This window comes from Streptomyces sp. NK08204, from assembly GCF_020400585.1.
Taxonomy (GTDB): domain Bacteria; phylum Actinomycetota; class Actinomycetes; order Streptomycetales; family Streptomycetaceae; genus Streptomyces.
Genome location: NZ_JAINVF010000026.1, coordinates 12806 through 31088, shown reverse-complemented (window position 1 = coordinate 31088; position 18283 = coordinate 12806). Strand labels below are relative to the sequence as shown.

At 70.6% G+C, this 18283-nt stretch carries 13 protein-coding genes; 5 read left to right on the top strand and 8 right to left on the bottom strand.

Annotation, left to right across the window (positions count from 1 at the left end):
* Nucleotides 1-18 precede the first annotated feature (18 nt).
* Nucleotides 19-1572 carry a DUF6851 domain-containing protein gene (locus K7G59_RS28640; RefSeq protein ID WP_225839269.1) on the bottom strand — a complete coding sequence of 518 codons (1554 nt, stop codon included), beginning with the start codon at nt 1570-1572 and terminating at the stop codon, nt 19-21.
* A gap of 127 nt (nt 1573-1699) precedes the next feature.
* Entirely contained in the window at nt 1700-2590 is an 891-nt protein-coding gene (locus K7G59_RS28635; protein ID WP_225839267.1) for an aromatic prenyltransferase, read from the bottom strand.
* A 472-nt stretch (nt 2591-3062) separates the two neighbouring features.
* Between K7G59_RS28635 and K7G59_RS28630 the strand changes: the two genes are divergently transcribed.
* Nucleotides 3063-5912, top strand: a complete 2850-nt coding sequence (locus tag K7G59_RS28630) for a LuxR family transcriptional regulator (protein ID WP_225839265.1) — start codon at nt 3063-3065, stop codon at nt 5910-5912.
* 96 nt (nt 5913-6008) lie between these two features.
* Here the strand turns inward: K7G59_RS28630 and K7G59_RS28625 are convergent, their stop codons facing one another.
* The 4 genes from K7G59_RS28625 to K7G59_RS28610 all read right to left on the bottom strand — a co-directional run bounded on the left by K7G59_RS28625 (nt 6009) and on the right by K7G59_RS28610 (nt 13390).
* Nucleotides 6009-8120 carry a LuxR family transcriptional regulator gene (locus tag K7G59_RS28625; protein WP_225839263.1) on the bottom strand — a complete coding sequence of 704 codons (2112 nt, stop codon included), beginning with the start codon at nt 8118-8120 and terminating at the stop codon, nt 6009-6011.
* A 340-nt stretch (nt 8121-8460) separates the two neighbouring features.
* On the bottom strand, nt 8461-10557 hold the full coding sequence (locus tag K7G59_RS28620; RefSeq protein WP_225839261.1) for an MMPL family transporter: 2097 nt from the start codon (nt 10555-10557) through the stop codon (nt 8461-8463).
* Nucleotides 10558-10823: 266 nt separating this feature from the next.
* Entirely contained in the window at nt 10824-11705 is an 882-nt protein-coding gene (locus K7G59_RS28615; RefSeq protein WP_225839259.1) for a YegS/Rv2252/BmrU family lipid kinase, read from the bottom strand.
* Nucleotides 11706-11791: 86 nt separating this feature from the next.
* Nucleotides 11792-13390 (bottom strand): FAD-binding oxidoreductase, encoded by a 1599-nt coding sequence (locus K7G59_RS28610; protein WP_225839256.1) that lies wholly within the window; start codon nt 13388-13390, stop codon nt 11792-11794.
* Nucleotides 13391-13474: 84 nt separating this feature from the next.
* Here K7G59_RS28610 and K7G59_RS28605 point away from each other — a divergent pair, with 84 nt between their 5' ends.
* From K7G59_RS28605 to K7G59_RS28595, 3 genes are all read left to right on the top strand, one after another.
* Entirely contained in the window at nt 13475-14074 is a 600-nt protein-coding gene (locus tag K7G59_RS28605; protein ID WP_225839254.1) for a TetR/AcrR family transcriptional regulator, read from the top strand.
* Complete coding sequence (locus K7G59_RS28600; protein ID WP_225839251.1) at nt 14071-15654, top strand: glycerol-3-phosphate dehydrogenase/oxidase; 1584 nt, start codon at nt 14071-14073, stop codon at nt 15652-15654. The genes K7G59_RS28605 and K7G59_RS28600 overlap by 4 nt, the downstream gene beginning before the upstream one ends.
* A 454-nt stretch (nt 15655-16108) precedes the next feature.
* Nucleotides 16109-16906: an SAM-dependent methyltransferase gene (locus K7G59_RS28595; protein WP_225839249.1), complete on the top strand. Its 798-nt coding sequence runs from the start codon at nt 16109-16111 to the stop codon at nt 16904-16906.
* A 30-nt stretch (nt 16907-16936) separates the two neighbouring features.
* On the opposite strand, the gene K7G59_RS35425 is transcribed toward K7G59_RS28595, so the two are convergent.
* Nucleotides 16937-17014, bottom strand: a complete 78-nt coding sequence (locus K7G59_RS35425) for a 50S ribosomal protein bL37 (protein ID WP_374114300.1) — start codon at nt 17012-17014, stop codon at nt 16937-16939.
* Between the two features lie 259 nt (nt 17015-17273).
* Between K7G59_RS35425 and K7G59_RS28590 the strand changes: the two genes are divergently transcribed.
* A complete protein-coding gene (locus K7G59_RS28590) occupies nt 17274-17537 on the top strand; it encodes a hypothetical protein (RefSeq protein WP_225839247.1) in 264 nt (87 codons plus the stop codon).
* On the opposite strand, the gene K7G59_RS28585 is transcribed toward K7G59_RS28590, so the two are convergent.
* Nucleotides 17516-17896, bottom strand: coding sequence for an NUDIX hydrolase (locus K7G59_RS28585; protein WP_225839245.1), 381 nt, complete (start codon nt 17894-17896; stop codon nt 17516-17518). The two genes, K7G59_RS28590 and K7G59_RS28585, sit on opposite strands and share 22 nt — an antisense overlap.
* Between the last annotated feature and the right edge of the window lie 387 nt (nt 17897-18283).

Here is an 18283-nt window from a genome sequence, read left to right as displayed (position 1 = left end):
CCCGCCGGACGTCCGCGTTCAGGAATCGACGTCGCCCTTGATGTACTTCTGCACGTAGTCGTAGGCCCGGTCGCCGAACTGCGCGCCGAAGTCGATGGACCTCTCGACCGTCTTCCTGAAGTGCACACCGCCCCACACCCGGCTGATGGCGCAGTCATAGACGAAGTCGGTCCAGGTGGCGTAGTGCAGGTTCACGTCCGCGGCGGGGGTGAGCCTGGGCTCCACCAGCGAGGTGCCGGCCGGGGCCGAGTACCTCAGCTCCAGACGGTCGTCGCCGAGGAAGCGCCGCGTCGCCTGGGCCTGCGCCGAGCAGACCGTAGTGGAGCCGGACGGGTACTCCGCGTGGTCGCCCACGTTCAGGTAACTGGCCCACTCGTTGGCGGGCATGTCGTCGACCGTCCCCTTGCCGGGTCCGCCCCAGGCGGTCACCGCAGAGGTGCCGTACACGTGCCGGATCGCGCTGAACGGCCGCACGGAGTCGTACGTGACCTTGTAGTGCCAGAGGGCGATCAGGGAGTCCCAGATCGCCACCGTGCTCGTGAAGAGCAGATGGACCCAGGTGTCCAGGTCGAGGTCCCCGTGGGCCAGACCCGCGGCGGGCACCGCCCTGCCGACTGCCAGAATCTTGTTGTCGAAGAACTCCGCCGTCATCTTCTGCAGGTCGGTGAGCCCTGCCGACGCTTCCAGGATCTCGTCCACCGAGCGCTTGTACGCCTTGACCCGGGTGTAGTCGCTGTGGTCCGGCGGGGCGAGCTCGAACTGGCTCGGGTCCTGGAAGGTGTGGGCCTTGGTCAGCCGCAGTTGCGGGGTGACGAAGTGCTGGACGACGAAGACGCCCTTGTCGCCCGCGCCCCCGCCGAGGCGACGGCTGTGCGGCCCCAGCTTCGGCTGCCAGCGCGAGGGGTTGACCAGGTCGAAGGCGGTGTTCACCGGTCGGTAGCCGGTGTAGTCCGCGTAGGGCTGACCGTTGTAGCGGCGGCCCGTGTCGCCAAGCTGGTTCATGCCGTCGCGCAGGCCGGCCGCCACGACGGCCTTGCCGGCCAGGTTGCCGATGCCGACAGGACTGGTCCGGTCCTCCGAGGCGTCGTCAGGGTTCAGGCCGACCGAGGTCATCAGTTCCCGGAACGCTGGTTCCCGCCCCGGTTCGATGCCTTTTATGACCTGGTACGAGGCGTACAGGGCAGCGATGTTCCGGTTCCTGTTGGTGGTGGACTCGCTGGAGGGGCGACGGCCCAGCCGGGAGTGCACACCCACCGCGGTCGGGTGGTAGGGCGCCAGCGCGTCGAACCACGCGGTCGTCGACAGGTGGATGAACCGGTGGAGGATGGTCACGTCCATGGGGGCGATGGGGTCGCGTTCCGGACGGAACGAGGCCATCAGACTCAGCAGGAAGTTGTCGTTGTCGAAGTCGAAGGAGGCGGCTGTCTCGGCGACCGAGCGGGTGCGCCGGCCGGCCGCGGCCGTCCCGGCGGGGCCGAAGGTGGCCAGCGCCGCGGCCGAGGCACCACCGAGCAGCAGCGATCTGCGCCGCGGTGAGAATTCCGAGTCCGAGGAACGCTTCGACGTCGTCATGGATTCAGTCCTTTTCGTCATGGCCGCAAGGAAGGTTTGCACAGTGCTGAAATGAGGTTAGTGATTTCTTTCGTCCGGTCCACTACTCGACCGAGTAGTACTCGAAGGCCCTGGATGAATGCGCCGATCAAATGAAGTCCATTGTTCCTGGCTTCCATTTGTAGTGAGACTCGAGTTTGTAGTACTCGCCCTCGGGGGCGAGCGCGACGCCGTAGACGAACTTGCCGTCGCCGCCGGTGTGCGGAACGCTGCTCACGAACCTCTCGATCTGCGGTTCGACACGGACGGGAAGTGACGACAGGTCCGTGGTGGTGACGGCGAAGCAGATCCGCTCGATCTTCGCGGAGTCCCAGCGCAGCGTGACGTACAGCCCGAACGACGCCGCACCGATCCTGAGCATCCGTTCGCTCGGCTCCCCGAAACCGGAGTCACGGAGCATCGAGCGGATCGTCCCCGATCGGAAGCAGTCCTCGGGGACGTCGTTGAAATACACGTTCACGGTCCGGCTCGGGTAGTCGACGCCGATCACGCCGACCCGGTCGTCGAGACCGTACCGGGCGAAAAAGCCGGCGTTCTCGGCCAGACTGCGCGGCATCGAGGGGATACCGGTGAGTGCCGACAGCTCCTGTAGGTCGTCCGGGGTGAAGAACGAGTAGATCTTCTTGAAGCCGCCGACGACTCCGAAGTCGATTCCGTGGCTGTCGACGGGCAGCCGTTCCTGCATGTCGGCGAGCAGGGCGCCGACAGGGTGGTCCGTCTTCGGGGTGAGGCCGTTCGACAGGGCCAGGGCGTAGGGGTCGCGGTGCTTCGGGTGCGTCATGAAGCGGCAGTCGAGCTCCCCGACGTGGCGCACCCCGGTCGCGACCCGGAAGGCGACCACGGTCGCGTCATGCTCGAACGCATCCCCGTACGTGGTCAGGACGGGCCCGACCGTCTCACGCGCGCAGGGTACGCCCAACAGCCGGGCCGATTCCTCGATGACCGCACGGAGTTCCGCCGCCACGGCGCTTTCGGACATGTCTCCTCCTGTGTTGTGTGTCGGCCGCCCCGGCGCGGCTCGTGCACGCGCTGACGGCCGGACGACACCGCGACCAGCCGGCAGCGGCCGGTCGTCTCGCGGCCCGGGACGGTCGCCGCCGCCCCGCTTTCGTGCGCGCGCCTCTCGCACTCCGACGAATGCGCTGATACGGCGTCACTTCGGGCGCGGGGCAATGCCTTGCCGAGTACACTCGCCACCACGCCTCCCGGGAAACAGTGCCAATTTCTGGAGAAGTACATCCACTGCCCTGCGCCGCTCAACACGGAATCGGCATGGGCAAGATGTTAAACACGGTGCGAAGCTCCGGCCCACTACTCGCGCGAGTAGTGCGGACCACTCGACTGCATAGACGTCCGTCTGCTCATTGACGGCTGGTTGGCACTCGATGAGTATTTCCTGCCAGGCTCATGGCAGGTGTTGGAGGATTGTCGGGAACATCACGGGGGTAATCATGAATCCGTTGACAGGGCGGGAAAACTTACTGCCCACGCTGGACAGTCATATGGACGCCGTGGCGCGGGGCTCCGGCGGCTGCCTCGTCATCGAGGGTCCGTTCGGCACGGGAAAGACGCACCTGTTGAAAGCTCTGTCCCTGGAAGCGGCGGAACGCGGCATGACCGTGGCCGCCGGGGAGGCGAGCGGGACCGATCGGCCGGCCCCCCTTCACTTACTGATCAATCTCTTGCGGCACATCATGCCCGGTGAGGCAGATTTCGAGGATCTGGTCCGCCCGGACCGGAATCCCTTCTGGCTGGTGGACCGGGTCGGTGAACTGGTCGAGAGCGCGGCACGCAGGCGCCCTCTGGTGTTCGTCCTGGACGATGCCCAGCGGATCGACGACGCCGGCGGTCTGGCCCTTCGCGGGCTCGTGCAGTCGCTCGCCCCCTCACCGGTGCTGTGGCTGCTCGCCCGCCGACCGGTTCCCGCCCCGTCGCTCGGGCAGCATGCCCTCGGCTGGCTGATCGACCATGCGGCGGTACGGCTTGCCCTGGGCGCGCTGGACGACGAGGCGGTGGCCGAGATGTGCACCGGCATCCTCGGGGCCGACCCGGATGCGTCGGTGCTGCGTTGGGCGGCCCGCTGCGGCGGTAACCCCTGGCTGCTGGAGAACCTGTTCAACGCGTTCCGCCGCGCGGGACACGTGGTCGTCGTGGACGGCACGGCCTCGGTGATGGCCGAGCGGCTGCCCGAAGGTTTCCCCACCGCTGTCGGCAGCCTGCTCGACGGGATGTCCCCCGCGGTCCGGCGTCTGCTCGTGTCCGGCAGAAGGATCGGTCGTACGTTCACGGCCGAGGACGTGGCAGCCGCGCTCGGCGAGTCGGTCACGGAGCCGTCCTCGCTGTCCGCGAGTGTCGAGGAGGCGGTGCACGTCGGCCTGGTGCACAGAGACGGCGAGGAGCTGACGATCACGCACGAGGTGGTCGCGGAAGCGCTTCTTCAACCCTCCTTCCAGGAGTGGGAGTCCGCCGCGGCCGTGGCGTCCGCTGCGTCGGCGTGCGACGGCCGCGCCCTGGGCGGGCCGCAGCCCGCGGGCCTGCCCTCCCCCGTTCCCGGCGGGAATCGGGCCCCGGCCGGCGTGGCGGACGCCTCCGCCCGGCAGCCGGACGCCGCCGTACCGGTCGTCACGCCCGCCGCACCGGCGGCTGCGCAGCCGCCCGGGTGCGGTTGCGAGGATCTGGCGGCCCGGGCCATGTCGGCCCTGGGGGACGTGTTCGACGACGTTCCGCGAACGGTGGCCGTTGCCCTGCGTCTGCTCGCCGGAGCAGGCAGGAGCACCGAGTCCGTCCGTCTCGCGAGAGTCGCCCTGCGGCCCGGTGTGGAGGCGGCGGCCGAGGCACAACTGGTGAGGGAACTGAGCCAGGGACTGCGGGACGCCGGTTGCCACGGCGTGTCGGCCGGGCTTCTGCAGCGAACGCTGACCCGGCAGGACATCGATGAGGCGGAGCGTGCCGCGTTGCGGACGGCGCTCGCCGAGACCGCTCAGTGTGCGAGCGGCGCACCCGCCGCGGTCACCGCACCGTGGGGCGGCCGTCCCACCGCCCTCGCGTCACCGCTCCTCCCCCGGCGGGACGGGGGCTCCGGCGACGGCACCCGTGCCGGCGCGGACGGCCTCGTCACCCGGGTGCCTCGGCATGCCATGTCCCCGGCGCACTGCGGCGCCTGCGAACGCCCGCTGTGGACATGGCTGGTCCGAGCCCTCGTCGCGGCAGACCTGTTCGACGAGGCGACGGCGGTCTGCCAGGCCGTGAAGCAGGAGGCGGAGAGGTTCGGTGAGGCCTGGCCGGAGACCCTCTGGTACGGCCACCACGCCGAACTCCTGGCAGCCGCAGGCCGTATCGAGGAGGCGCGGGGCGAGGCCGAGGCAGCGCTCCGGCTGGCGGACCGGTCGGCGGCGCAGGATTCGGTGCCGGCCCGCCTCGTGCTGGCGCGACTCAGCATGCACCGGGGTGACCTCGCCACCGCCAGCGACCAGTTGCGTATGACCGAGCGGCTGACGACCGGTGCGGGGCAAGCCGACAAGGCCCGCCTGGACTGGGCACTCGCACACTTCCACGCGGCCAGTGGACGACCGGCGATGATGGTCCGGACGCTGATCGACACCGACGGGAAGGTCGAACCCGATCCTCTGCTCTTCACCGAGGTCCCGACGGCGGCGGCCATGCTCGTCCGCCTGGCCGGGCAGGCGGGGCTCGGCGCGGAGGCCGAGCGGGCGGCCGAGTTCGCCCGGCACATCGCCGAGCGCAACCCGGCGGTGCGCTCGCTCGTGGGGAGTGCCGAACACGCCGAGGGCGTCCTGCGCAACGACATGGTGGCGTTGCACCGCGCCGTGGAACTGCACCGGCACGCCGCCCGTCCGCTGGCGGCGGGCAGCGCGCTGGAGGACGCGGCGAGGGTCGAACAGGACATGGGGAACAGGACCCGTACCGTCCGGCTCCTGGAGTCCGCACTGGACCTCTACCTGGACTGCGGCGCGCAGCGGGACACGGCGCGCGTGCAGAAGAAGCTGCGCCGTCTCGGCGTGCACCACGAGCGGGGGCCGGGCGCCGAGCGGCCCAAGTCGGGCTGGGAGAGCCTGACGAGCGCGGAGCTGCGCGTCGTACGGGCGATCGTCGACGGCAAGACCAACAGAGAGGCCGCGAGCAGCCTGTTCCTGTCACCCCACACCGTCGACAGCCATCTCCGGCGCGTTTTCTCGAAGCTCGACATCAACAGCCGTGTCGAGCTGACCAGGCACTTCCTCGCCCATGAGGCACTCTCCTCCGGCGGTGCCGCCTCGCAGCGGCCCGGATCGGCGGTCTGAACGCACGACGAGGCCCTCGGACGGTCGAGTCGGGACATGATGTCCCGCCCGGCTTTCCGAGGGCCTCACCCGTCCTGCCTGGCGTCGAGTCAGGAATCAGCCGACGACTCCTTCGATACCCGGCTCTGCCTCGCCCTCCAGCGAATAGATCGCCGCACGGCTCGAGTAGGAGGCGGCTCCGCGAGCCAGTTCGACGCGGGTCTTGATGCCCAGCTTCCGGTAGATCTTCCGTAGGTGGTAGTTCACCGTGTGCGCCGAGAGATGGACCTGCTTGGCGATCTCGCGGTTGGTCATGCCCACGCTCACCAGATAGGCGATACGCCGCTCCATGTCGGAGAGAACCGACCAGCACGCGGTCTTCGGCTGAGCAGTGGCGACCTCCTGGGAACTCACCGGGATCGGGCCGGAAGGAAGCGACGTCATGTTCCTTCTCCTCACCGGAGCCCGGGTGCCGTAGATCTTGGCGAGTTCCTCGGTCGCCAGGGCGACGGAGATCGGATCCGGCGACTGCGCGATGATGCGTGCCAATCCGGCCGGATCGCCGTTCACCAAGGCGTTCGCGTGCACGGCGCCGAGACCGACGACGGAGATCCCGGGGTTGTCCGCCGCGAGACCGTCCACGGTGTCCAGGACGCTCCGCTTCAGGTCTGTGTCGCCCATGTCGAGCGCGAGGCGGACCAGGAACGCGGCGGCGGCCGGGTCCTCGATGTACAGGCTGCGCTGCGTCGGAAGGTTGCTGTACTTGTCGCCGAACAGCTCGACGGCCGCCCGAGGGCCTTCTCTCATCACCGCGATCCGCACTTCCGTCCAGGCGTACTGCGCGGAGTGGAGCACCGCCGGGTCCGTCGCCAGTTCGCCCTGCGCCCGCTTCAGGTGCTCGGCCGCGCCGGGCAGGTCGCCCATGTGGAGAGAGACGGTACTGAGCACGCAGTACGCGAGCGGCCGGAACAGGGGAACAGCGTCGGGCCCCGCCGCGGCCGTGACCAGTTCCGCCTGCCGGCGGGCGTCGCCGAATCGCCCGGCCTGCAGGAACAACCGGGACCGCAGGGCCGCGGGTGCGGCGTTCCAGAGCCGCGTGGGCAGTGTGTGCAGGCCTGCTTCCGCGTCGTCGATCAGCGATTCCGCCTTCTCGAATTCTCGGAGGTTGGCGAGCTTTCCGGCGAGCGCAAGCTGGAAATGCAGGCGCCAGACGGGAGGGACATGGTCGCTGTGCCGGACCGCGGTACGTCCCAGGCTGAGGCCTTCGGCCAGTTCTCCGGCCTTCCAGCGGGCCTGGGAGAGCGCCGTCAAGGCCATCAACGAGGCGATGTCGCCCTGTCCGGCCCTTCGTTCCCGCAGAACCCTCGCCGCGTGCTTCTCGGCCTCTTCCATGCCCAGCAGGGAGTAGCCGAGGATCATCGACGCCTCGGCGTCCAGCCGGTCGGATTCCGGGTATCCGGAACCGGAGAGGATCCGCTCCGCCTCCCGGATCCCGGCCGTCGCCTTTCCGTCCATGAGCAGACCGAGGGCACGTGAGTGCACCCCGTCGGCGCCCTCATCCGCTCCGCGGGACGGCTCCGTCGGATGTCCGGTCGTCCACGTCGGACGCCCGGCCACCCACAACTGCTGATCGTAGGTCTCGGTGCGCCTCCCGGGCCTCATCGCCTCGCGCTGCAACGCGTCCCGCGCCGGAGCGGGAATGGATTCGATGATCCCTCGCAGGACAAAATCGCTCTGGAACACGAGCTGAAGCTCGTTCGCGACGACGAAGCCCGAGGCGATCGCCTCGTCCAACGGCGAGAGCAGGCTGGCCGAGGAGCGGTCCAGCATTCTGGACACATCCTCCAGCATGAAGGATCTGCCTAATACGGCCGCAACCTTCAGAAAGTGCTGGCAGCTCGTGCTCAGATCGTCCAACCGGCGTTTGACGAATGCCGGAACACGGTGGGGAATCCGGCGTTCAGCCAGCCGGATCGCTCCATTATGTGCCTTTACGAGATCTTCTTCGACCAGCCCCAGCGCGAATTCGGCGAGCAGCCGGCGATTCCCGCCGGCTCCGGCCGCGAAGTCGAGCAGTTCGCGGTCCGGTTCGCCTCCGAGTATGCCCCGCAGGATCTGTTCGTCGGTGGCATCCTCGTTCAGCGGACTCAGCAGCAGACGCCGGACGCCGCCCGCATCGTTGGCTATGGATTTCGTCTTGCAGTTCTCCGTCGTCGATCGACATGCCATGACCCCGGCTTACCCCCGTAAATCGTCGGGTGTATCACAAGCTCGCGCGCTTCTTTCTCCACTCATCGCCAGAGCACCAAGAATGATGCCGATGCTTCATCAGCAGGCGAAGCATCGGCGCTCTTATGACAACCTTATCCACTTCTCGGGATCAACGTAAGAGGTGAGCGGGCACCTTACCGCATATGCGTCTCCCACATTACTTTTGCTGACCGTGAGCCATGACATATGTAATGGACTGCGGAGCGGTTGTGTTCAGGCCACGCCCACGTGGCCGTCACCGTGCGGCAAGCCGGGAGCCCCCGTCCCTGGGGGACGGGGGCTCCCGACGCGAAGCAGGTCAGACCGTCGCCCCTTCCTCGACCCCGGCCTGGGGTGCCGCGGCCGTCTTCGACTTGCGGCTTCCGGGCATCCACCAGTTGGCCTTGCCGCACAGTTCCATCACCGCGGGGACGAGGACCATCCGGATGATCGTGGCGTCGATGAGCACGGCGACAGCCATGCCCAGACCGATCTGCTTGACCGAGACGTCCGGGCCGAGCAACGAGGTCGTGAAGACCGCGACCATGATGGCGGCCGCGGCCGTGATGACCTTGGCGGTCCGCGCCAGTCCTCGGGTGACGGCCGTCCGCGTGTCACCGGTGCGCTCGTACTCCTCGCGGACCCGCGAGATCAGGAAGACCTCGTAGTCCATCGACAGTCCGAACAGGACCGGGAACATCATCATCGGCACCCAGGTCGTGACCGGCATGTCGGTCGGGAACCCGAGGGCCGAGCCGAGCCATCCCCACTGCACGACCGCGACCAGCACGCCGTAGGCGGCACCGATCGACAGCAGGTTCATCACGGCGGCCTGGAGGGCGATCGTGACCGACCGGACCAGCGCGACCAGCAGCAGCAGGGACAGCAGGATGACGACCGTGACCATCCAGGGCAGACGCGTGCCGGTCTCCTCGGCGAAGTCGATCGCCCCGGCGTTCGGGCCGCCGATGTAGACCTTCTTGCCGCCGGACGCATCGGGCAGGACGTCGTCGCGCAGCACGTGCACCAGATTCGTGGTCGCCTTGTCCTGGAATCCCGTCTTGGGGAAGGCCATGAAGGTGGCGGCCTGCTGGTCCTTGCTGACCCGCGCCTCCGTGGCGTAGGCGATGCCGTCGGTCTTCCTGACCGCCTGGATGACGGGGTCGAGATCACCGCCCTGGGAGCCGACCTCGGTGGCGAAGATCAGGGGCGCGCCGTAACCCGGGCCGAAGCCCTCGGAGAGGATCTTGTACGAGGTGTAGCTGCTCCTGTCGTGGGGCTGCACACTCGCGTCGGGCAGGCTCAGCCGCATCGACAGCGCGGGGGCCGCCAGGACCAGCAGGCCGGCACCGGCCAGCACCGCGGCGACCAGCGGCTTGCGCTGCACCACACCGGCCCAGCGCTCGGCGGGGGTGCGGCGCTCCCGGGAGGGGACACCGTCCATCCGCTGCTTGCGGGAGGTGCGACGGGGCAGCCGCAGGGAGTTGATCTTGTAGCCGGTGAAGCCGAGGAACGCCGGAAGCAGGGTGACCGCAGCGATCATCGTCACCAGCACGGTCACCGACGCGCCGATGGCGACGCCGGTCATCAGCCGCTGTCCCATGGTCATCAGGCCGAGCAGCGCGATCACGACGGTCGTGCCGGCGAACAGCACCGCGTGACCGGCGGTGGTGATGGCCTTGACCGTGGCGGTCTCCGGCTCGTCGCCCGCCTCGAGGCCCTCGCGGTAGCGGGTCACGATGAACAGCGCGTAGTCGATGCCGACACCGAGGCCGATCAGCGCCGCCACGAGCACGGTGAAGTCCGGGGCGGGGACGATGTACCCGACAAGCTTGATCAGGGCGATACCGCCGAGGATCGCCAGCAGCGCGGTCACGATCGGCAGGCCCATCGCCACCAGCGAGCCGAAGGCGACGAACAGGATCGCCGCCGCCGCGAGGACGCCCACGCTCTCGGCCGGACCCTGCTTGGGCGTCTCGGCCTTCTCCGCCTGTTCGCCGCCCAGACCCAGCGTCACACCGTCGCCGGAGGCGTCCTTGACCGTGGTCACCAGCGGCTTGACCTTGGACTTGTCCACCTCCTTGATGGTCAGCGGGATCGTGGTGCGGGCGATCCTGCGATCCTGCGTCACCAGCCGCTGGTCGTCGTACGGCGACGTCACCGGTCCGGTGACGGGGGATGCGTCCAGACTGGCGATGACCTTCTCGATCTTCATGCGGGCGGCGGGGTCGTCGATCCCCTTCTCCGCCTTGATCGCGAGGGTCAGCGTGTCCCCCTGCTCCTCGGGGAAGTGCTTCTCGATCAGAGCCTGAGCCTTGGCCGAGCCGGAGTCACCGCCGGTGAAGTCGTTGTCAGGATCGGCGCCGAACCGGAAGCCGACGAACGCCAGGGCGATCACGCCGATGATCCAGGTCACGAGGACCAAGCGGCGCCGCCGGTAACAGAACCGGGCTAGCCCCGCCAGTGCCCCATCGCTGCGGGGAGTCTCGGTTGGCATCATCTCTCCTCGAGTCGTTGAGCATTGCTCTCCATCCTCGGGGGGACGATGTCTGGTGTCGATCTACGTATGAAGGCACTATGCCGATGTCACTACCGTGGTTGCCGTACTCCACCCGCAGTACTGCCTGATGTGATGTCCCGTCAGATCCGTGCTCTGCTGCCGTCGTCGGCGTCTGCCGCCGGTCAGTACAGCATTGCGAGGTCGCCGGGCCGCACCCGGACCGTCACCGGCAGGGTGGCGTCCACTTCGCCGTCGGCGCCGTACGGGACGGGGCGGGAGGCCTCGATGCGCAGTTCCCGGCCGCGCAGGACCCGGACCTGGGGACGGTGCACATGGGTGCCGGTCTTCAGGTCGTTCATGAGGGTGAAGAAGAGGTGGCGGGGGGCCTCGCTGATCAGCACGATGTCGAGCAGGCCGTCGTCGACCCTGGCCTCGGGGGCGATGAGGCGGCCGGAGCCGTAGTAGGGGGAGTTCGCGGCGACGACCGTGTAGCCGCGGTGCGTGTGCTCCTCGCCGTCGAGGGTGATGCGGTAGTCCGCCGGGCGCCAGGAGCTCACCGCGCGCAGTCCGCCCGTGTAGTAGGAGACGGAACCGCGCAGCAGACGGGCGCGGTTGGCGTGCCGGTTGGCCAGTGCGTCGACGCCGGCGTACACGCTGCCCAGGACCACCGTGCGCTGGTGGACGGCCGATTCCACCTCGATGGTGTCGACGCGTCGCGGTTCGGCGTGCAGCAGGACGCGGGCGAGTGCCTCGGGCTCGTGCGGCAGTTTCAGCGCCCGCGCGAAGTCGTTGCCGCGTCCGGCGGGTACGAGGCCGAGGACGGTGCCGGTGCCGCTGAGTGCGCCGCCGATGCCACCCGCGATGCCGTCGCCACCGACCGCCAGCACCACGCGGCCACGCTCCCCGGCCCGGCGGGCGAGTTCCTGGGCGTGGGCGAGGCTGTGGCTGTACTCGGTGTCCAGCGTGGCGCCGGCCTCGCGCAGCAGCCGGGCCACCTGAAGGAGCGTCGCCGCCCCGGTCGAGCCGCCCGCGGTCGGGTTGACGACGGCGGTGAACTGTCGCATCGGTGTGCCTCCGGGGCGGTGACGGGTGGGGCGGGTGGTGGAAGGACGTACGGGGACCTGCGGGGCCGGTCGGCAGACCGGCGAACCTACTGCCGGTCGGTGGGCAGCAGGACTCCGGGGTTGAGCAGGCTGCCGGGGTCGAGCCGGTGTTTCACCGCGCGCAGGGCCTCGATGCCGAGCGGTCCGGCCTCGCGGACGTACCAGTCCCGGTGGTCGGTACCGACTCCGTGGTGGTGGGAGATGGTGCCGCCGGCGGCCAGCACGGCCTCGTTGGCCGCGTGCTTGGCGGGCGTCCAGTGTGCCACCGGGTCCTCGCCCTGGGCGCTGACGACGGTGAAGTACAGCGAGGCGCCGTTCTCGTAGACGTGGGAGATGTGGCACATCACCAGGGGCGGAGTGCCGGCCTGGGTGAGGGTGTCGGTGAGCGCGGTGCGGACGGCCGAGTACAGCTCCGGGATGCGCGACCAGAAGGCCGCGGTCTCCAGGGTCTCGGCGAAGGCTCCGACGTCGAGCAGCGCGTCGCGCAGGTAGGGCGCGGAGTAGCGGCCGTGTGCCCAGCGCTCGCCCGGCTCGGATCCGACGAGGGTGCCCCCGCAGGCGCGCAGCACGGCCGCCGCCTGTTCGCGGCGCCAGGCGGTCTCCTGCGCGGTGCCCTCGTACCCGGCGACGGCAAGGCATCCGGCGTCGCCGCCCGCGAGGCCGGCGCCGATCGCGTCGGGCTGGGCCAGGCCGATGAGCGTCTCGGTCTCGTCCGACAGACGCAGCACCGTGGGCCGGGGTCCGTCCTGGGCCAGGCGGCGCAGGGCGGCGGCGCCCTCCTCGAAGGAGGCGAACCGCCAGCCTTCGTAGAGGCGCTGTTCGGGCAGCGGACGGATCCGCACGGTGACGGAGGTGATCACGCCGAAGGCTCCCTCGGAGCCGAGGAACAGCTGGCGCAGGTCGGGTCCGGCGGCCGAGCGGGGGGCACGGCCGGTCTCGACGGTGCCCTCGGGTGTGGCGAGGGTCAGGCTGAGGACCATCTCGTCGAAGCGTCCGTATCCGGCGGATGCCTGACCACTGGAGCGGGCGGCGGCGAAGCCGCCGACGGTGGCCCACTCGAAGGACTGCGGGAAGTGTCCGAGCGTGAATCCCTCTGCGGCCAGGAGGGCTTCGGCCTCGGGGGCACGCAGGCCGGGCTGGAGGACGGCCGTGCGGGAGACCGGGTCCAGGTCGAGCAGGCCGTTCATGCGTCGCAGGTCCAGGGCTATGAAGTCGCGCCGCTCGGGGGCGAGTCCGCCGACGACGGAGGTGCCGCCGCCGAAGGGCACGACCGCCAGTGCGTGCGCCGCGCAGGCCCGCAGCACGGCGAGGACCTCCTCGTGGGAGGCGGGCAGGACCACGGCCCGGGGGACGTCCGTGACGTCGCCGGTGCGGATGCGCAGCAGGTCGGGGGTGGATTTGCCGCGGGTGTGCCGGATGCGGCTCTCGGTGTCCGTGCGGACGTGTTCGGCGCCGCCGACCGCCTCGGCGAGTGCCGCCAGGGCGGCGGGCGCTGCCGTGGCTTCGGTCAGGCTGATGTCCTCCAGGGCGAGCGCGGGTGTGGTGCGCGGTCTGACGCCGAGCAGGTCGCGCAGCAGTCCGGTCACCGTGTCGGGCAGCGGGGCCGCCTTGGCCGGGTCGCCCCAGCCGTTCCACAGCATGTCCATCGCAGGGTCGTCCTCACAGGTCGGTGTGCTCGGGTTCGCGATGCGGCGTCTCCGCCCGGCCCCCGGGGCGTTACACTGTGACACATGACGCCTATTCGTCACAACGGTTCGGACAGCGACGCGGTGCTCGATGCGGTACGGGACTGCGTGCTGGCCGTCGGGATGCGCCGTACGACCCTCGCCGACGTCGCCCGCCGCGCCGGCGTCTCCCGGATGACGCTGTACCGGCGCTGGCCGGACCTGCAGACACTGGTGGGCGATCTGATGACCCGTGAGTGGATCGACGTGGCCACGCGGGCCATCCCCGAACGCACCCCCGGCGTCAGCACGCGCACCCGGATCGTGGAGGGGCTCGTCACGGGGGTCGGGGCGTTCCGCGCGCACCCGCTCTTCCGCAAGATCGTCGACGTGGATCCGGAGCTGCTGCTCCCCTACGTACTCGACCGGCGCGGAGCGAGCCAGGAGGCGCTGCTGGCGCTGCTGGCCGACGCGCTCGACGAGGGCCACGCGGACGGCTCGGTGCGCATCGGCCACACCGGGCGGCAGGCCCGTGTCCTGCTGTTGACCGTGCAGTCCTTCACCCTGTCCCTGCGCACGATGACCGACGAGGACGACCCGGAGCTGGACTCCGCCGCCTTCCTCGCCGAGTTGCGCACCCTTTTGGAGAGGACCCTGACGCCATGAGCCACACCAGGGCCGTACCCGGCTCGTCCCTCAGCGCACCCCGGCGCCTCCGGGAGCTGGCCGAGGCCGCGGACGGCACAGTGGCCGACGTTCTGGTCGTCGGTCTCGGCGCCACCGGGGCCGGAGTCGCCCTGGACGCCGCCGCCCGCGGGCTGGACGTCGTCGCGGTGGACGCCCACGACCTGGCCTTCGGCACGTCCCGCTGGAGTTCGAAGCTGATTCACGGCGGGCTGCGTTATCTGGCCTCGGCCCAGTTCGACGTCGCGCACGAGAGTGCGGTCGAACGCGGCGTGCTGATGACCCGGACCGCCCCGCATCTCGTCGCCGCCCAGCCGTTCGTGCTGCCGCTGACCCCGCTGGTGTCGACAGCCCAGGCGGCGCTGTCCTGGGCCGGGTTCCGGGCCGGGGACATGCTGCGCCTGGCCGCCCGGACCCCGCGGCAGGTGCTGCCCGCCCCGCGTCGGCTGTCGGCCACGGAGGCGCGGCATCTGGCGCCCGCGGTGCGCGCGGCCGGGCTGCGCGGCGGCCTGTTGTCCTGGGACGGAAAGGTGGCCGACGACGCCCGCCTGGTGACCGCGCTGGCCCGCACGGCCGCGGCGCACGGGGCACGGGTGCTGACCCGGGTCAGGGTGCTGGAGCTGACCGGGACCGGTGCCCGGATCCGCGACGAACTCACCGGCGAGGAGGGCGAGATCCGCGCACGGGCCGTGGTCAACGCCACCGGGGTGTGGGCGGGTGACCTGGTCGAGGGCGTCCGGATCCGGCCCTCGCGCGGTACTCATCTCGTCCTGCGCTCGGAGCGGCTCGGCGCCCTGCCGGCCGGTCTGCACGTCCCCGTCCCCGGGGAGACGAACCGCTTCGTCCTGGTCCTGCCGCAGGGGGACGGCCGGGTCTACGTCGGTCTCACCGACGAGCCGGTCGAGGGCGAGATCCCGGACGTGCCGGAGGTCCCCGAGACCGACATCGGCTTCCTGCTGGACGTGCTCGGATCCGTCCTGGACGCGCCGGTGGGCCGGGACGAGATCGTCGGTGCGTTCGCCGGGCTGCGCCCCCTGCTGGACACGTCCGCGCCCGCCGGCCCGGACACCGCACCCACCCGCACCGCCGACATCTCGCGCCGGCACGCGGTGCTGACCTCGCCCGACGGTGTGACCACGGTGGTCGGCGGCAAGCTCACCACCTACCGGCGGATGGCGCAGGACGCCGTCGACGCGGCGGTCCGGGCCCGGGGCCTGCATGCGGGCCCCTCGACCACGGCCGCGCTGCCGCTGGTCGGCGCCGCGCCGGCCGAACGCCTGCGCGGGCTGCCCGCACCGCGTCACCTGGTCCGCCGTTACGGCACCGAGGCGGTGGCCGTCCACGCCCTCGCTGCGCAGGATCCCGCGCTTGCGGATCCGGTGCTGCCGGGCCAGCCGGTCACCGGTGCCGAACTGCTGTGGGCGGCCCTGCACGAGGGAGCGCTGGACGAGTCGGACCTGCTGGACCGCCGCACCCGCATCGGCCTGGTCGCCCCCGACCGCGCCGAGACGCTGGAAGCAGCGCGGCGGCTGCTGGACCGGGCGGCGGCCACGCACGTGTGACACCCGGGGCACTGGGGTGAGACCGTGTGCCCGGCCCGGCGGTTCTCGCCACAGACGCCGGGGCGGGCACACGCCTGCACAGTGACGCCGGGCCGGGCACACGCCCGCGCAAGACGCCGGGCCGGGCACAACCCTGCGCATGACGCACGTGCCGGCGCGCCCGTCTGCGCGGTCCAGGCCGTTCCATCCGGACTGCCCTGCGTGTCCCGGTACTTCCCCGCCCACCGGCCGCCTTCCTGCCGGCCCCGGAGCACACCCGCCGGGACGGCCCCGCCGGAGAGGACCCCTGGAGCGCGGCGGCACGACGCGTGACGGTGTCGGGCCGGCCGTGGCGGCCTTCGGCGGAGGCGTTTCGGGAGTAACTGCCCAGGCGGACGAGGTAGTTGATGTGCGAAGCTGTTCCTGACCGCTCGCGGGGCGCAGAGGCCGTGGCGGCTGTGGAGAGGACAACAGGGTGACACAGGACGGCTGGGACGCCACGCACATCGACACGAGCAGGCCGCATCCGGCGCGTATCTACGACTATCTCCTCGGGGGCAAGGACAACTACGCGGTGGATCAGCTGGCGGGCGAGGAACTCGCCGCCGCGGCGCCCGAGGCGCGCATCGGGGTGCGGGCCAACCGAGCCTTCCTGCAGCGCGCCGTCCGGTACGTGGTCGGCCACGGTGTCCGTCAGATCCTCGACATCGGCACCGGGTTGCCCACCTCCCCGAACGTGCACGAGACCGCCCAGGAGGCGGCGCCGGACGTGCGTGTCGCCTACGTGGACAACGATCCGATCGTGGCGGCACACGGCAGCGCGCTGCTCAGCCGCTCCGGTACGACCCGCATCGTGCTCGGCGACCTGCGTGATCCGCAGGCCGTCCTGGACCATCCCAGGGTCCGCGAGATCATCGACTTCGACCAGCCGGTCGCCCTGCTCCTGGTCGCCGTGCTCCACTTCCTCACCGACGCGGAGAAGCCGGAACAGGTCGTCGCCACCCTGCGCGACGCGCTGCCCGCGGGCAGTTTCCTGGTGCTGTCGCACGCCACGGACGACTTCGCCGACCGCAGCGCGGCCCAGGCCGTCTACCGCAAGGCCACGGCCGCGCTGACCCTGCGCTCCCACGCGCAGGTCGAGCGGTTCTTCGACGGCTTCGACCTGGTCGAGCCCGGCCTGGCCCAGATCCCGTTCTGGCGCCCGGACAGCACACCGCCGCCTCGGTCCGCCGAGATCGGGTTCTACGGAGGGGTGGCCCGCAAGACCGGCTGAACCGCCGACCGGAGGCCGCAGCCCCTCGGTTCAGCACTGGGGCCGCTTTCCGTGGTTCGCCCCGTGCTTACGGCGGGACTTCTTCTTGCGGCGTCGCTTCGAGGACATGCCAACCTCCTCCTGGGGCAGGGACGACAAGCATGCGACCGATCCACTCAGATATGCATAGATCGGACAGATCGCCTGGATACCGTACCTCCGGACATTTCACACATCCAGCCAGGGCCGCGCGTGGCGTGGACCGGCGCGTCATCTCCCGGTGTGCGTGGCGCCGGCGTGATGTGTTGCGACATCAGGTGGCCGACGCCGACACCGCGAGGGCCGTGGGCAGCGATGACGTCCCTTCACCGGACCGGGCCGTACGACCGTGGGCACCGCGGTCCGGATCAGGTATCTGCGCGCCACGCACGCGGGCGGCTCGGTGGAGGTGACCGCCGACGCCCCGCCCGCCGTGGACGGCCGACGGCTCACCTTCCTGGTGCGGGCCGTCGACGGCTCGGGCGAACTGGTCGCCACCGGTGAGATCGACCGGGCAATGGTGGACCGGGAGCGGTTCCTGACGGCGGTGTCCGACGCGGACGGATGGCGCCGGGCCGGTCGACGGCCGGGTCACGCGGGGGTGTGCCCCTGAAGGTAGTCACGCACGGAGTCGGGCAGGTCCGCGCCGGCGGTCTCGGCGAACGGGGCCCAGCGGAGTTGCTCCGGTGCGAGGCTGCCCCCTTCCGACGGAGCCTCACTGAGCAGGTGGCACACCACGGCTGACACCGCGTCCGTTCGCCCGGACTCCGGGGCCTGCAGCGTCTGTGAGCCGTCGACGAGGTAGCCGGTGAGTTCGTAGACGATGCGCCCCGCGGCGGCCTGAGCCGACTCGGCCGGTTCCGGCGTACCCGACGGCAGTCCCCAACGGTCGTGCCGCGCCACCAACAGCAGCCGTCCGTCGTAGACGACGACCGCCTGCACCGTGCCCGCGACAGCCTGACCCAGCGTCATGACTCGCTCATCCCCTCTCCCCTCGCTCCCTTCCTCCGGTCCCGCACCGCCCTGCGGCCGGTGCATGCGACCGGGCTCCCCTGCGCCTACCCACGGCTGAGCGGTCCCGCACCTCGCCTTTCGTGCCGTCGGCAGGTGCCGTAGCGCGGCCGTATCGCGCGCACGAGGTCCACGGCGCTCCGGCGACTCCTTCCCGGTTCGCCACCGGCTTCGGGCGGCCGAGGACCGCGGGATCGGGTTCGCTGTCTCGCTCGTCCCCGGATTCACCATGACCCGCTCCTACGACGTAAGGCCGACAGCGCCTGTGCCGCGCCGGAACGCGCCGCTCGGCCGGACGGCACGGAGGCGCCTCGGACGCCGGCCCGGGGCTGTGACGCGCCTGCGTCA